The organism is Nocardioides proteolyticus (assembly GCF_051280635.3).
Taxonomy (GTDB): domain Bacteria; phylum Actinomycetota; class Actinomycetes; order Propionibacteriales; family Nocardioidaceae; genus Nocardioides.
In genome coordinates this window covers 1-14,803 of record NZ_JBNBPO030000023.1, presented here as the reverse complement: position 1 = coordinate 14,803, position 14,803 = coordinate 1, and the positions used below count along the sequence as shown (strand labels likewise).

General features: G+C 74.1%; 11 protein-coding genes. 5 read left to right on the top strand and 6 right to left on the bottom strand.

Features of this window, described 5'->3' with window-relative positions:
* Positions 1–64 precede the first annotated feature (64 nt).
* The gene (locus tag ACPOLA_RS14180) at positions 65–898 is read right to left on the bottom strand and encodes an aminoglycoside phosphotransferase family protein (RefSeq protein WP_435771088.1); all 834 of its coding nucleotides are present in this window, start codon (positions 896–898) and stop codon (positions 65–67) included.
* A 2-nt stretch (positions 899–900) separates the two neighbouring features.
* Positions 901–2,787: a translation elongation factor 4 gene (gene lepA / locus ACPOLA_RS14175; protein ID WP_435771087.1), complete on the bottom strand. Its 1,887-nt coding sequence runs from the start codon at positions 2,785–2,787 to the stop codon at positions 901–903.
* A gap of 113 nt (positions 2,788–2,900) precedes the next feature.
* Between lepA and ACPOLA_RS14170 the strand changes: the two genes are divergently transcribed.
* From ACPOLA_RS14170 to rpsT, 3 genes are all read left to right on the top strand, one after another.
* Positions 2,901–4,529 (top strand): alkaline phosphatase D family protein, encoded by a 1,629-nt coding sequence (locus ACPOLA_RS14170; protein WP_435771086.1) that lies wholly within the window; start codon positions 2,901–2,903, stop codon positions 4,527–4,529.
* Between the two features lie 27 nt (positions 4,530–4,556).
* On the top strand, positions 4,557–5,480 hold the full coding sequence (locus tag ACPOLA_RS14165; RefSeq protein WP_435771085.1) for a protein kinase family protein: 924 nt from the start codon (positions 4,557–4,559) through the stop codon (positions 5,478–5,480).
* 150 nt (positions 5,481–5,630) lie between these two features.
* Positions 5,631–5,891 (top strand): 30S ribosomal protein S20, encoded by a 261-nt coding sequence (gene rpsT / locus ACPOLA_RS14160; RefSeq protein WP_435771084.1) that lies wholly within the window; start codon positions 5,631–5,633, stop codon positions 5,889–5,891.
* A gap of 121 nt (positions 5,892–6,012) precedes the next feature.
* Here rpsT and ACPOLA_RS14155 read toward each other — a convergent pair whose 3' ends face one another.
* Entirely contained in the window at positions 6,013–8,943 is a 2,931-nt protein-coding gene (locus ACPOLA_RS14155; protein WP_435771083.1) for a type II toxin-antitoxin system Rv0910 family toxin, read from the bottom strand.
* A gap of 70 nt (positions 8,944–9,013) precedes the next feature.
* On the opposite strand from ACPOLA_RS14155, the gene ACPOLA_RS14150 reads away from it, so the two are divergent.
* Entirely contained in the window at positions 9,014–9,637 is a 624-nt protein-coding gene (locus ACPOLA_RS14150) for a TetR/AcrR family transcriptional regulator (RefSeq protein ID WP_435771082.1), read from the top strand.
* A gap of 39 nt (positions 9,638–9,676) precedes the next feature.
* Here ACPOLA_RS14150 and holA read toward each other — a convergent pair whose 3' ends face one another.
* On the bottom strand, positions 9,677–10,651 hold the full coding sequence (gene holA / locus ACPOLA_RS14145) for a DNA polymerase III subunit delta (protein ID WP_435771081.1): 975 nt from the start codon (positions 10,649–10,651) through the stop codon (positions 9,677–9,679).
* A gap of 51 nt (positions 10,652–10,702) precedes the next feature.
* Positions 10,703–13,045, bottom strand: coding sequence for a ComEC/Rec2 family competence protein (locus tag ACPOLA_RS14140; RefSeq protein ID WP_435771080.1), 2,343 nt, complete (start codon positions 13,043–13,045; stop codon positions 10,703–10,705).
* 26 nt (positions 13,046–13,071) lie between these two features.
* On the opposite strand from ACPOLA_RS14140, the gene ACPOLA_RS14135 reads away from it, so the two are divergent.
* Positions 13,072–14,106, top strand: coding sequence for an HPP family protein (locus ACPOLA_RS14135; protein WP_435771079.1), 1,035 nt, complete (start codon positions 13,072–13,074; stop codon positions 14,104–14,106).
* 17 nt (positions 14,107–14,123) lie between these two features.
* Here the strand turns inward: ACPOLA_RS14135 and ACPOLA_RS14130 are convergent.
* The coding region (locus tag ACPOLA_RS14130; protein WP_435771078.1) for a ComEA family DNA-binding protein at positions 14,124–14,803 on the bottom strand (680 nt) is incomplete at its 5' end.

The following is a 14,803-nucleotide window of genomic DNA, read 5'->3' as shown; positions in this document are numbered from 1 at the left end:
GACTGAGCAGTAACCTAGATCACCTCGACGGACCACGGTAGCGGGACCCCCCGGGCGGAGCCGGTCAGTCCTGGACCGCCTTGGCGATGCTGACGCACCTGGTCAGCCAGTCGCCGGTCCGCGGGCCTCGCGGCGCGGCCTCCTGGCGCTCGAGGAGCCGCCGGGCGAGGTCGAGCGTCCGCACCACCACCCAGTCCCGCGCGCGCCGCTCGTCGAGCCCGGCAGCGTCGACCGCGGCGTGGAAGCGCGCCCGGAGGCCGTCTCGGACCTGGCCACCGAGCTCGTCGTAGCGGGTCCACAGCAGCGGCGCGACCTCGAAGTGGGGGTCGCCGCTGAGCGGCTTGGGGTCGATCGCGAGCCAGGGCTCCCGGCTGCCCGCGAGGACGTTGCCGTAGTGGAGGTCGGCGTGGACCAGGACGCCGTCGGTCTCGGGGTCCTCGGCGAAGGAGCGCGCGAGCGCCCGCGCCTGGTCGACGAAGCGTGGCGGCAGCGGCGCCCCGCCGGGCAGCGCGTCCAGCCGGTCGGCGACCCGCGCGGCGTGGTCGGAGAGCCGGCGCAGCTGTGGGGGTGCCGGCCGGTGCAGCCTCCGGTAGAGGTCGCCGACGACCTCGCAGGCCGCGACGTCCCCCGTCCCGGCCAGGTCCTCGTCGGCGAGCCGCTCGAGGAGGAGGGCTCGGCGCCGCGGATCGGCGCGCAGCAGGAGCACCGCGCCCGCACCGTGCCAGTGCTGGAGGGCCAGGTGCTCGTGCGCCGAGTCCTCGTCCGGGCGGCCGAGCTTGAGCGCCGCGGGCTCTCCGGCACGGGTGCGCACCGGCAGGACCACCGACTCCCGCGCCCGCCACGGCTCACCGTCGGCGGTGAGCTCCCACTCCTCGAGCAGCGCCGGCAGCGGGGCCACGCCTACTTCTTCGGCTTGTCGCCCGCCGGACCGGTGGTGGACAGCGCTGCGACGAAGGCCTCCTGCGGCACCTCGACGCGGCCGACCATCTTCATCCGCTTCTTGCCTTCCTTCTGCTTCTCCAGCAGCTTGCGCTTGCGCGTGATGTCACCGCCGTAGCACTTGGCGAGCACGTCCTTGCGGATCGCCCGGATGGTCTCCCGAGCGATCACGCGAGCCCCGATCGCCGCCTGGATCGGCACCTCGAACTGCTGTCGCGGGATGAGCTCCTTGAGCTTGCCGGCCATCATCACGCCGTAGGAGTACGCCGCGTCGCGGTGCACGATCGCGGAGAAGGCGTCGACCGGCTCTCCCTGCAGCAGGATGTCCACCTTGACCAGGTCGGCCGCCTGGTCGCCGGAGCGCTCGTAGTTGAGCGAGGCGTAGCCCTTGGTCTTCGACTTCAGCTGGTCGAAGAAGTCGAAGGCGATCTCCCCCATGGGGAGCGTGTAGCGCATCTCGACCCGGTCCTCGGAGAGGTAGTCCATGCCCAGGAGCGTGCCGCGCTTGGCCTGGCACAGCTCCATGATGGTGCCGATGTAGTCGGAGGGGGCAAGGATCGTGGCGGCCACCACCGGCTCACGCACCTCGTGGATCTTGCCGTCGGGGTACTCGCTCGGGTTGGTGACCGTGAGGCGGGTGCCGTCCTCCATCACGACCTCGTAGACGACGTTCGGCGCGGTCGAGATCAGGTCGAGGTTGAACTCCCGCTCCAGCCGCTCGCGGGTGATCTCCATGTGCAGGAGGCCGAGGAACCCGCAGCGGAAGCCGAAGCCGAGCGCCCCGGAGGTCTCCGGCTCGTAGGTCAGCGAGGCGTCGTTGAGCTGCAGCTTCTCCAGGGCGTCGCGGAGCTCGGGGTACTGGTCGCCGTCGATCGGGTAGAGACCGGCGTACACCATCGGGTTGGGGTGGGCGTACCCGCCGAGGGGCTCGCTCGCCCCGTGGTGCTGGCTGGTGACGGTGTCGCCGACCCGCGACTGGCGGACGTCCTTCACGCCGGTGATCAGGTAGCCCGTCTCGCCGACGCCGAGCTCGTCGGCCTTCATCGGCTCCGGGCTGATCACGCCGACCTCGAGCATCTCGTGCACGGCGTTGGTCGACATCATCTTGATCCGGTCGCGGTGCTTGAGCGAGCCGTCGACCACCCGCACGTAGGTCACCACACCACGGTAGGTGTCGTAGACCGAGTCGAAGATGAGGGCGCGGGCGGGGGCGTCGGCGTCGCCGACCGGCGCCGGCACCTGCTTGACGATCTCGTTGAGCAGCGCCTCCACCCCGACACCGGTCTTGGCGGAGGTGAGAAGCACGTCCTCGGGCTCGCAGCCGACGAGGTTCGCCAGCTCCTGGGCGTACTTCTCGACGTTGGCCGACGGGAGGTCGATCTTGTTGAGCACCGGGATGATGTGCAGGTCGGCGCCCATCGCCAGGTAGAGGTTCGCGAGGGTCTGGGCCTCGATCCCCTGCGCCGCGTCGACCAGGAGGATCGCCGCCTCGCAGGCCTCCAGCGACCGCGACACCTCGTAGGTGAAGTCGACGTGCCCGGGGGTGTCGATCATGTTGAGCACGTAGGTGCCGGGCTCGGCCTCCATGTCGTGGGCCCGGACCGCCTCCTCGGTGACCGTCCAGGGCATCCGCACGGCCTGCGACTTGATGGTGATACCGCGCTCGCGCTCGATGTCCATCCGGTCGAGGTACTGGGCCTTGGCGTCCCGCTCGCTCAGCACCCCGGTGAGCTGCAGCATCCGGTCGGCGAGCGTCGACTTGCCGTGGTCGATGTGCGCGATGATGCAGAAGTTGCGGATGATCGCGGGGTCGGTGCGACCGGGCTGCGGGGCGGCGGGTGCGGGCATGGTCCGGTCATTCTCCCAAAGGGGCCACACATCAGGAATTCGTCGCCACCGATTCAGCATCCGGCCACCGGAGGGCCCGTCGGAGTTGGCCTCCGGACGCCAGCCTCGGCGACATGGACTCGGCCTCGCCCTCGACCCCCGCCCACCCCTCCTCCCCCACGCCGGGGCTGGACCGTCGTCACGTGCTCCGCGGCCTCGCGGGCGCCGCGGTCGTCACCGGCGCGGCCGCCGGCGGGGGGCTCCTGCCCGCGCGCAGCGCGGCCGCCCCGCTGCTGGTGCGTCGCAACCGGCCGCTGCTGCCGTTCGGCGTGCAGTCCGGCGACGTGCGGACCGGCTCCGCGGTGCTCTGGGCCCGGGCCGACCGGCCGGCGCGGCTGGTCGCCGAGATCAGCCGAGACCCGTCGTTCCGCCGGAGGGTCCGCCGCGTCCGCGGGCCGGTCGTGACGCCCGCCTCCGACCTCACCGGCACCGTCGCGCTGCGCGGACTGCCCGACGGCACCGACCTGCACTATCGGATCCGGGCGGTCGACCTCGACGACCGGCTGGCCTCGAGTGAGCCAGTCGTGGGGCGGCTGCGCACCGCTCCCGGCGGCCGCGATGACATCCGGTTCCTGTGGTCGGGCGACATCGCGGGCCAGGGCTGGGGCGTGAACCCGCAGTACGGCGGGTTCCGGATCGCGGACGCGATGCGCGCCCGCAACGCCGACTTCTTCCTCTGCAGCGGCGACACCGTCTACGCCGACGGGCCCGTGCAGGAGACCGTCGCCCTTCCCGACGGGTCGGTCTGGCGCAACCTGGTCACGCCCGAGAAGGCCAAGGTCGCCGAGACGCTGGACGAGTTCCGGGGCCAGTTCCGCTACAACCTGATGGCCGACAACTGGCGAGCATTCCTGGCCGAGACCTCGCAGGTCGGCCAGTGGGACGACCACGAGGTGACCAACAACTGGTACCCCGGCGAGGTCCTCGAGGACGCCCGCTACACCGAGAAGCGGGTCGACGTGCTGGCCGCCCGGGCGCGGCGGGCCTACCACGAGTACGTGCCGGTGGCGCCGATCTCACCCGACCCCGACGGCCGGGTCTACCGGGTGCTCCACTACGGCCGGCGGCTCGACCTCTTCGTGCTCGACATGCGCACGCACAAGGACCCCAACACGGCCAACCGCGAGGCCGGCGCCGACGCGATGGACGGCGGCGTGCTCGGCCGGCGGCAGACCGAGTGGCTGCTCCGCGAGCTGGAGCGCTCGCGTGCCACCTGGAAGGTGATCGCCGCCGACCTGCCTCTCGGGCTCGTGGTGCCGGACGGCTCGGCCGCGCAGGAGGGCATCGCGCAGGGCGACGCCGGCAGCCCCCTCGGCCGCGAGGCCGACATCGCGCGGGTGCTCACCGCGCTGTCCCGGCTCGGCATCCGCAACCACGTGTGGCTCACCGCCGACGTGCACTACACCGCGGCCCACCACTACTCCCCCGACCGCGCCGCCTACCAGGAGTTCGACCCCTTCTGGGAGTTCGTCTCCGGCCCGCTCAACGCAGGCGCGTTCGGTCCCAACCGGCTCGACGGGACCTTCGGCCCCGTTGCCGACTTCGTGGCGGCCCCTCCGGTGGCCAACACCTCCCCGGCGATCGGTCACCAGTACTTCGGCGAGGTGGAGGTCGACGGACGCACCGGCCGGTTGACGGTCACCCTGCGCGACGTCGAGGGCGCCGCGATCTACACCAGGACGCTGGACCCGGCCGAGCGCTGAGCCTCCGGCCCGCGCCATGATGTGCGCGTGCTGCCCACCCGGATCCCCCACGGTCGCACCGCGCGCCGGCTCGAGTGGGTGCACCTGCCGCCGTACGTCCGGTCGCTCGTGGAGGCGCACCTCGGCGCACCGGTGACCGAGGCGGTGTCGCAGGGCGGCGGCTTCACGCCGGGGTTCGCGTCGGTGCTCGTCTGCGACGACGGGTCGCGACACTTCGTGAAGGCCGCCTCCGTCAAGGCGCAGCGGGTGTTCGCCGAGTCCTACCGGGAGGAGGCACGCAAGCTGCGACTGCTCCCCGCGGAGGCTCCGGCGCCCCGCCTCCTCTGGGTCGAGGACGACGGGGAGTGGGTCGTGCTCGGCATCGAGCACGTGGCCGGCCGGGCGCCGCACCGGCCGTGGACCGCCGACGACCTGACCGCCGCGTCCGCGATGGCGCTCCGGGCGGCCACCGTGCTCACCCCCGCGCCGGAAGGCGTGGACCGGGCGATCGACGAGTTCGCCGACTGGCCCGACCTGTGGGACCGGACCTCTCATCCCCGCAGGGCGGACCTGAAGGCCCTCGCCGCGCACCACCGCGACGTGCTGGACGGGGAGACGCTGGTCCACGCCGACGTCCGCGACGACAACATCCTGATTCGCGCCGACGGCACCGCCCTGCTGTGCGACTGGAACTGGCCCGTGGTCGGCGCCGCCTGGCTCGACTCGCTGCTGCTGCTGGTCGGTCCGCGCGGCGACGGCCTCGACGTGGAGGCGCACCTGGCGGCGCACCCCCTGCTGAGCCGGGTCGCGGCCGACGACGTCGACGTCGCGCTCGCGCTCGTCCTCGCCTTCTTCTGGACGTCCTCGCTCCAGCAGGTGCCGCCGACGTCGCCGTACATCCGCCGGGCCCAGGCCTGGCAGCGTGACGTGATCGACGACTGGCTGGCCGAGCGCCGAGGCTGGGACCGCTGAGCCGGCCCTCATTTTGGTGGCACTGTCGCGGCGCTGTTAGCCTTGCTGGTCGCGTCTCCGCGTGGTTCCGCCTGCCCGGCGGCCCGCCCACCGGGAGCGAGACGCACTCCGGACCAGACCAGACACCCGATCAACACAGAGGCATTCAACGTGGCGAACATCAAGAGCCAGATCAAGCGGAACAAGCAGAACGAGAAGCGTCACGAGCGCAACAAGGCGGTCAAGACCAACCTCAAGACCGCCATCCGCAAGTTCCGCGAGGCTGCCGAGGCCGGCGACAAGGACAACGCCGTCGCCCTGGCCCGCGAGGCCACCAAGAAGCTCGACAAGGCTGCCTCGAAGGGCGTCATCCACAAGAACCAGGCCGCGAACCGCAAGTCGTCGATCGCGAAGCAGGCTGCCTCTCTCTGAGCCTCGCTGAGACCTGCCTGCACGTCAGGCCTGGCTCCGGTCCGGAGCCGACACGAAGGGGAGCCCCGCTGCTGCGGGGCTCCCTTCGTGCTTCTCCGGACGCCTTCCGGACGTACGCCGGTCAGCGGCCCTTCCAGACCGGCGGCCGTCCCTCGGCGAACGCCGCGACGCCCTCCGCCGCGTCCTGGGAGAAGAGCGCCGTGCCGGCCAGCTCGGACTGGCGCGCGAACTCCTCCTCGGTGCTCCAGTCGGGCGCGGAGTCCACGATCTGCTTGCTGACCTGCAGCGAGATCGGCGCGTTGACCATCAGCTCCTCGGCGAGCTCGACCGCCGCGTCGAGCACCGAGCCGGGCTCGGCGAGGCGGTTGACCAGGCCGAGCTCCGCCATCCGCGTGGCAGGCATCGGGTTGCCGGTCAGGGCCAGCTCGAGCGCGATGTTGCGCGGCAGGCGCTGCGCGAGCCGCAGCACCCCGCCGGCCGCGGCGACCAGGCCCCGCTTGGCCTCCGGGAGCCCGAACTGGGAGTCGGTGGACGCGACCACGAGGTCCGCGACCAGCGCGAGCTCGCAGCCACCGGCGAGCGCGTGCCCCTCGACCGCGGCGATCAGCGGCTTGCTGATCGGTGCCCCGGTGATGCCCAGCGGCCCGCGGCGGTCGGTCATGGGGAACTGCCCGCCGGCCGCGGCCTTGAGGTCCATCCCCGCGGAGAAGGTGCCGCCGGCGCCGGTGAGGATCGCCACCCGCGCGCCGTCGTCGGCCTCGAAGGCGTCGACCATGCGCTCGAGCAGCTGCGCGGTGGCGAGGTCGATGGCGTTGCGACGCTCGGGGCGGTTGAGGGTGATCACCCACAGCGGGCCCCGCTTGTCGAGCAGCACCGGCGGCACCGGCGGCGGGGGCACGGCGGTCCGACCGCGGTCGAGCACCTCCAGCGCGCTGTCGCCGGTGACCTCCACCCGCCAGCCCAGCGGATCCTCGTCGACGAAGAGCGTGACGGTCGCCGGGTCCACCGCACGCAGCAGGACCCGCTCCCCCGCGTCGTTGACCGCACTGACGATCGCAGCCGAGGGCTCGCCCTCCCGCCCGTAGGGCACGGTGTAGGCCTCGACGACGGCCGGGCCGGTCCAGCCGGCGCGGACGGGACGGGTCGGCGCCGGCTCCAGCACCGGGGCGAGGGCGCGGTAGGACTTCGCGGGCGGCTGCGCCGAGTAGACGCCGAGCGCGTGCTTGGTGACGTACCAGCCCAGCGACGTCGAGATCCCGAAGTCGGCCGGGTTCTCCCGCAGCCGCTGCACCAGCTGCGCGACCCCGTGTCCGCCGTAGTTGTTGCCGGGGCCGCCGCCGAAGGTCAGGCCGCCGGTGAGCGAGAGCGGGCGCTCCGGGTCGTCGACGGGGAGGCCGAGCGCGGCAGCGCCGACCTCGACCGCGACCGGGAAGCAGGAGTAGAGGTCGACGTGGGCGACGTCGTCGATCGTGATGCCGGCGTGGTCGAGTGCGGCGCGGCCGATCGACCGGATCGCCGGGGAGTCGGCCAGGTCGCCCCGCTCGCTCACGAACCATTCGTCGTGGGCCGCGGCCCCGGCGTGGAGGAAGACCCAGCGGTCCTGCGGCACGCCGGCGGCCTCGGCGGCAGCCACGCTGGTGACGATGATGCCGCTGGCGAGGTCGACCTGCATGTTGGCGCACAGCAGCTTGGAGTAGGGCGCGGAGATCATCCGGTTGTGCTCGCCGGTGTGGAGCAGCTGCTCGGGGGTGTGCTCCTCCGGCTGCCACGCGTAGGGGTTGCGCGCGGCGATCCCGGACATCCGGGACCACAGCTCGGCGATCGCCCGCTGGTGCTCCTCGCGGGAGCGACCGAGCTTGTGGCGCAGCGCCGTCTCGAGCAGCGCGTAGACGTAGATCGGCGCCATCAGGCCGGCGCCGCCCTCCTCGGCGTTGTTGGCCTCTTTGTCGCTGCCGAGCCGGCGGGTGGGCGCGGTCCCCGCCGGCTGCTCGGGCCAGGTCGGGGCGGCGCCCTGCTTCTGCGCGGCGGCGAAGGAGTTGCCGGCCTCGGCGCCGCAGACCAGCACGACGGAGACGTCGCCGGCGGCGATCGCCTGCCCGGCGTCGTTGATCAGCAGCTGGCCGGCGTCGCCGCCGTACGGCGCGGACTGCACCGTCTCCGCGGGGTCGACGCCGAGCTCCTCGGCCACGGCGGCCGCCTGGTCGCGATAGGTCCACGAGGCGCTGGAGACGGCGTAGATGCTGTCGGCACGAGCCAGCAGCCCGGAGACACCCGCGTCCCGCTCCGCCTCGCGCAGCGCCTGCGCGGCGAGCTGGGCGGGGTGCACGTCGGGCGCGGGCTCGCGCTGCACGACCTGGCCGACGCCCACGATCACCGGCGTCCGCGGGTCCAGCCGCCGTCCGGACGCGTCGTGCAGTACCGGCGCCACGCCGTCGCCGCCCTTGCCCTCGACGCCGCGCTCGTGGAGGGCGACGAGGCGGGCCAGCGACTGCTCCATCTCGTCGTGCACGGTGCGGGCGATGGTGCCGCCGAGCGGGCCGCGCAGCGGCTCGCCGCCCATGCCGGCGTCGATCCGGACCGTCGAGCCCGACGTGGTCGGCAGGACGGAGAACCACAGGCCCATCTGCAGGCCCATCGGGCCGGTGCCGGTCATCCCGACCCGGTCGGGCGACGCCTCGACCACGCTCCACCGGATCTCGGCGGGCACGCCCATGATCTCGACCTGCTCGGTGAAGTCGACGCCCACCGCCGGCGCCGGCGGCACCTGCCCGCGCCAGCCGGCGTGGATGGTCATCCAGTCCGGGAGGAGCGTGAGGTCGCCGACCAGGGCGCGCATCTGCCCCGCCGAGCCGGAGGCCTCGACCTGGGCGCCGACGGCGCGGTCGAAGTCGGCCAGGCCTGGGGGCGGCTCGCGGTCCCCGGCCGGGGCGGCTGTCGCGGCTTCGGTGCCTGGGCGCACCAGGCCGACGAGGAGGTCCCGGACCGTGCCCGGGTTGTCCTTGGCCCAGCGGGCCGTCGCCGAGATCGATCGCACGCTCTTGCGCAGGTCCATCAGGTGCCCTTCCGGAGGCGTGTGGCGGAAACCGTACGATCGTACTGTAAGTGTCCGTACACTCCCTCGCATGGCACCAGCGACGCGGCGGACCCAGCAGGAGCGACGTGCCGTGACCACCGAGCGGCTGCTCGCGGCCGCGACCGCCTCGCTGCTGGAGCAGGGCTACGCCGCCACCTCGATCACCGGGGTCCAGGAGCGCAGCGGTCTCGGGCGCGGCACGGTGCAGCACTACTTCCCCACCAAGGCCGAGCTGGTCGTGGCCGCGACCGCCCGCCTCGTGGAGCAGCGCCTCGAGCGGACGAGGGACGCCGCCGCGGCGCTCGACCCCGCCGTGGACCGGGTCGACGCACTGGTCGACCTCGTCTGGCAGGACCTCAACAGCCCGCCGTTCCTCGCCGCCCTCGAGCTGTGGGTCGCGGCCCGCACCGACGCCGAGCTGCGCGCTGCCCTGCTTCCCCACGAACGACGCCTGATGGCGTCCACCGCCGAGCTCTTCGTCTCGGTGCTGGGCCCCGACCACAGCGCCGACCCGCGGACCGCGACGCTGGTCGAGTTCACCATCGACGTGTTGACCGGGCTGGTGATGACCACCCTGCTCACCGGCGACCTCGGCAGCAGGAGCCGCCTGGTGGACCGCTGGAAGCTGGCGCTGCGGACCTTGTTCGCGCACATGGAGAGCCCACGCGGCTGAGCCGTTGTGGGGCCGCCGCCGGCGTCGGCGCCGGTGCCGTCAGCGGGCGCTGCGCAGGCCGGTGATGGTCAGCACCAGCCGCTCCAGGGCGTACGACGCGTCGCTCGCCGCTCCCTTGATGTCGGCGTCGGCCTGGGCCACCGCGCGGACCGCCCGGGCGAGGCCGCCCTCGGACCAGCCGCGTGCCTGGTCGCGCAGGGTCCGCAGCTTCCACGGCGGGACGCCGACCTCACGGGCGAGGTCGACGTCGCGGATCCCGCGCGGCGCGCTCACCAGCCGGGCGAGACCACGGGCGCTGCCGGCGAAGGCGGACGTGATCAGGACCGGCGCCGTGCCCGAGTCGAGCGCCCAGCGCAGCTCCTCGAGCGCCGCGCGGTCGCGACCGCCGAAGGCGGCGTCGGCCACGGCGAAGGACTTGGCCTCGGCGCGGCCACCGAAGTAGCGGCGGACCTGCGCCTCGGTGATCCGCTCGCCCGGGAAGTCGTTGGTCAGCTGGTGGGCGGCACCGGCCAGCGAGCGCAGGTCGCGACCGATCGCCTCGATCAGCACGTCGGCCGCGTCGCGGTCGATCGCCGAGCCGTGGCGGCGGACCTCGTGGGCGACGAAGCCCGGGAGGTCCGAGGGCTTCAGCTCCTCCGACTTGTGCTCGGTGACGGTCGGCAGCTTGCGCAGCTTGGTCAGCACGCCGCTGCCCTTCTGGCCGCCACCGTGCACGAGGACCAGGGCCACCTCCTCGGCCGGCTCGGCGGCGTAGCCCAGCAGCCCCGCGACGGACTCGTCGGGGAGGTTCTCCAGGCCGCGGACGACCACGCACCGCACCGCGGAGAACAGCGACGGCGCGGACAGCTCGCCGAGCGAGGCGAGCGTCAGCTCCGCACCGGCAGCCTCGGAGAACTCGGCCTCCGGGTCGTGCGCCCGCACGGCGGTCCTGACCTCGTCGACCGTGCGAGCGCCGAGGAACTCCTCCTTGCCGGTGACCAGGATGACCCGCCCCAGCACGTCCGACGCCTGCATGCGCTCACCCTCCCACACGGCTCCGACGGCATCGGCACCGCAGGAGCGCCGTCAGTCGCGCGTCACGACGTCCAGGGCGCCGGCCTCGTCGAGGACCACCGCCACGTCGCCGCCGGTGTCGGTGCGTGCCACCGCCGCTCCGGCCGCCCGCAGCGCGGTGAGGAGCTCGGGAGCCGGATGACCGTAGTCGTTGTCCGCCCCCACCGACACCACGGCGACCTCCGCACGCAGGGAGACCAGCCAGTCGGTCTCCTGGTGCGCGCTCCCGTGGTGGGGCACCTTCAGCACGTCGAGGTCGATCGCGCCCAGTGCCGGCGCGAGACGCACCTGTCCGGGCGGCTCGAGATCACCGGTCAGCAGCATCCGCACGCCGGCCACGTCGACCAGGAGCACGACGCTCGCGTCGTTGGCCGAGCTGCCGTCGCCCGCACCGGCCACCGGCTCGGACCCCGCGGGGTGCACGACCTGGAGCGTCGCGTCGCCGTACCGCCTGGTCACACCATGGGTCGCGGTGTGCAGAGGCACCCCGGCGCGGCCGGCGATGCGCCGGACCTCCTCGGCCGCGTCGGGAGGGTCGAGCACCGGGCTGGTCTCGACCGCCGCGACCCGGCGGCCACGGAGCACGCCCTCGAGACCGGCGACGTGGTCGGCGTGGAAGTGGGTCAGCACCAGCAGCGGCACCTGCTCCACGGCGAGCCGGTCGAGGCAGGCGTCGACGGCGTCGGCGTCAGGACCGGCATCGACGACCAGGGCAGCACGCTGTCCTGCGCGGACGGCGAGGGCATCGCCCTGACCGACGTCGCAGGCCACGAGCAGCCACCGGTCGGGCGGCCAACCCAGGCCGGCCGACGACCAGAGCCGGCCCGGCACGCCGGTGACCACGACCAGCACCAGGACACCGAGTCCCACACCGAGCACCCGCCTCCGGGCGACGACCGGCAGGACCAGGGCGAGGACGACGCAGAGGACGACCAGCAGCGTGATCGCGACCGGGCCGCTCCCCCACCCGATCGACGCGCCCGGGAGCGCCGCGCCCCACTCGGCGACCGCGACGATCCACCCGACGCACCATCCCGCGCCGGTCCCGAGCACGCGCCCGCCGGGGGGCCAGGCGAGGCCGACGAGGCCGCCGAGCAGCCCCAGCACCGTCGCCGGCGCGACCGCCGGGGCGGCGAGCAGGTTGGCCAGGACCGCGACGAGGCTCACCTCACCCGACAGCGCCGCGACGACCGGCGTGCACGCCAGCTGTGCGGCGGTGGGCACCGCCACGGCCTCGGGCAGGCCACGCGGCAGCCACCGGGCGAGCGCGTGGGCGAGCGGCGGAGCGAGCAGCACGATGCCGGCGGTCGCCAGCACGGAGAGCGCGAACCCGGCGGCCACGGCGAGCGCCGGCGCCAGGAGCAGGAGGGCCACCACCGCGACGCCCAGGGCCCGAAGTCCGCGGCGCCGACCGTCCGCCCCGAAGGCGAACAGCGCCACGGTGCCCATCGCGGCGGCACGGAGCACGCTCGGCTCCGTCCGGGCGACGAGGACGAACCCGGCGATCCCGAGCAGGCCGGTCAGCGTGAGCCATCGTCCGCGGACACCGACAGCACGCGCCAGCAGCAGCAGCGCACCCACGACGATGGTCAGGTTGGTCCCGGACACCGCCGTCAGGTGGGTCAGCCCGGTCGTGCGGAAGTCGGCCTCCACCTGCGCGGGGAGGTCGGCGTCGTCACCGTCGACGAGAGCCGGCACCAGGCCCGCCTGCGCGGGCGGCCGATGAGCGACGGCCTCCCGCACCGAGGTCCGTACGGCGGCCGCGGCGCGCCACCACGGGTCCGGTCCGCGGATCCGCGTCGGCGGACGGGCACCTGTGAGCAACCCCGCCTCGCCGCTCCGGTCGGACGGGGCGAGCCGGCCCTCAACGAGAACTCGCTCTCCGAGGGTGACCTCCGCCCAGGCCGGGTCGCCCAGCACGACGACCGTTCCACCCAGCCGGAGCACGCTCCCGCGCGCCGCGACCTCCGCCACCCGCACCCGCACCACCACCTGGTCTCCCCACGGCCCCCGCACCGGACGGGGGTCGGACACCACCGTCGCGACCAGGTCGGCGGTCGCCCGCTCGGCAGCCAGCCGGTGCAGCGGGCTGCTGGCGACGGCGTGGTGGCGCAGGAGGGTGCTCATGAGGACCGCAGCGGCCAGCAGCAGCGCCGCCAGCACGAGCCGCCGGAGTGTCGCGGGCGGCGACGCCCGGCCGGCCAGGAGCAGGGCCAGGAACCCGGCGGCGAGAGGGACCAGCAGCCACCGGGCGGCGGGGCCGGCGAGGTGGGCGGCCACGCCGGCGAGCCACGCGGCCAGTGCCAGGGCCGGCATCCGGAAGTCGTGCCCCGCCGGTCGATCCGCTGCTGTCACGCCGCGCAACCCCTAGGGTTCCGCGAGTGAACCGCTACACCGCCCCCGAGCTCGCCCGGGGAGCCCTCGGCGCCCTCGTGGGCATCGCCGTCGCCGGCGCGTCCGCCCGCGTCGTCCCCGGTGGCCCGGAGCTGCTGCCGTACATCGTCGCCCCGATGGGTGCCTGCGCCGTGCTGCTCTTCGCGGTGCCGGCGAGCCCCCTCGCCCAGCCGTGGCCGGTCGTCGGAGGCAACCTGGTCTCCACGGGGGTCGGCCTCGTCGCGCACTGGCTGGTCGGCGACGTGCTCCTCGCAGCAGCGGTCGGGGTGGGCGCGGCGATCGGCGTCATGATGCTGCTGCGCTGCCTGCATCCGCCGGGCGGCGCTTGCGCCCTGCTCGCCGCGACGGCCACGCCGGCGATCCACGAGCAGGGTGCGCTCTTCGTGCTGACGCCGGTGGCCGTCAACGCCGTCGCCCTGCTCGCCGTCGCGCTCGTGGTCAACAACGCCACCGGCCACCGCTACCCGCACCGTCCGGCCGCCCCGGCGGCGCCCGGAGCAGCCGCCGACCTCGGGATCAGGACCCCCGACGTGGAGGAGGCGATGCAACGGCTCGCCGCGCGGCTCGACGTGCTGCCCGAGGACGTGGTCGCGATCGTGCGGGACGCCGAGACGCACGCCCTCGACCGGCGGCTCGGCTCGATCCCGGTCTCGAGGATCATGCACACCGACGTCGCCGTCGCCCGGCCCTTCGAGTCGATCTATCGGGCCCGGACCCTCATCGTGCAGCGGGAGGTGAAGACGCTGCCGGTCGTCGACGAGGACGCCCGGGTGCTGGGCGTGGTCTCCATCATCGACCTCTTCAACCGCGACATCGTGGAGCTCGAGACGGTGGAGACCATCATGCGACGAGACGTCACCACGATCTCCGCCGCGACGCCCGTGGCGGAGCTCGTGCCGATGATGACGGCGGAGGGCTACAAGAACGTGCCGGTGGTCGACGAAGCGGGCCGGCTCGTCGGGATGATCACCCGCGGCGAGCTGATCGCCGTGCTGCACCGGGCGCTGCTCGGCGCGTCGTAGGGCGGTCACGACCGGACTCACACCGTGACGTGGGGCGTCAGGGTCGCCAGCGTCTTGTCACCGATGCCGTCGACCTCGAGCAGCTCGTCGACGCTGCTGAATCCGCCGTGCTGCTCGCGCCAGGCGAGGATCGACCGAGCCGTCACCGGCCCCACCCCGGGAAGCGTCTCCAGCTCGGCCTGCGACGCGGTGTTGAGGTTGACCAGGGGGCCGCCCGGCGCGGGCGCTCCCCCGCCGGACGCGGGCGGAGCGCCCGGGGCCACGGGCTGGGCGCCGGGCGGCGCCCCGACGACGATCTGCTCCCCGTCGACCAGCACCCGCGCCAGGTTGACCGACGTGAGGTCGACGCCGCGCCGGGCGCCGCCGGCGGCCCGCAGCGCGTCGGCGACCCGAGCGCCCTGGTCGAGCACGACGATGCCGGGCCGGCGGACCTTCCCGGCGACGTCGACGGTCACCGAGGCCGGCGACGCACCGGACGACGCGGCCGGCTCCGCTGCCGACGAGGAGGCGCCGGCGGGCGTGGGGGCGCCGACGAGCGGGCCGACCGGCTCGGCCGAGACGGCCGACACCGGCTCCGCCTGATCGCGGACGACCCACCAGGTGGTCGCGGCGAGCCCGACGGCGACCAGCACGGCGACGACGGCGACGTGCGCCGGCCCGACGGCCAGCAGCCCGCTGCCCGCCGGGCGCGCCCGGC

Excerpts from the sequence above, each read along its gene's own strand:
- lepA (WP_435771087.1), bottom strand. The coding sequence starts at position 2,787 with ATGCCCGCACCCGCCGCCCCGCAGCCCGGTCGCACCGACCCCGCGATC.
- ACPOLA_RS14170 (WP_435771086.1), top strand. The coding sequence starts at position 2,901 with ATGGACTCGGCCTCGCCCTCGACCCCCGCCCACCCCTCCTCCCCCACG.
- ACPOLA_RS14155 (WP_435771083.1), bottom strand. The coding sequence starts at position 8,943 with ATGGACCTGCGCAAGAGCGTGCGATCGATCTCGGCGACGGCCCGCTGG.
- ACPOLA_RS14150 (WP_435771082.1), top strand. The coding sequence starts at position 9,014 with ATGGCACCAGCGACGCGGCGGACCCAGCAGGAGCGACGTGCCGTGACC.
- holA (WP_435771081.1), bottom strand. The coding sequence starts at position 10,651 with ATGCAGGCGTCGGACGTGCTGGGGCGGGTCATCCTGGTCACCGGCAAG.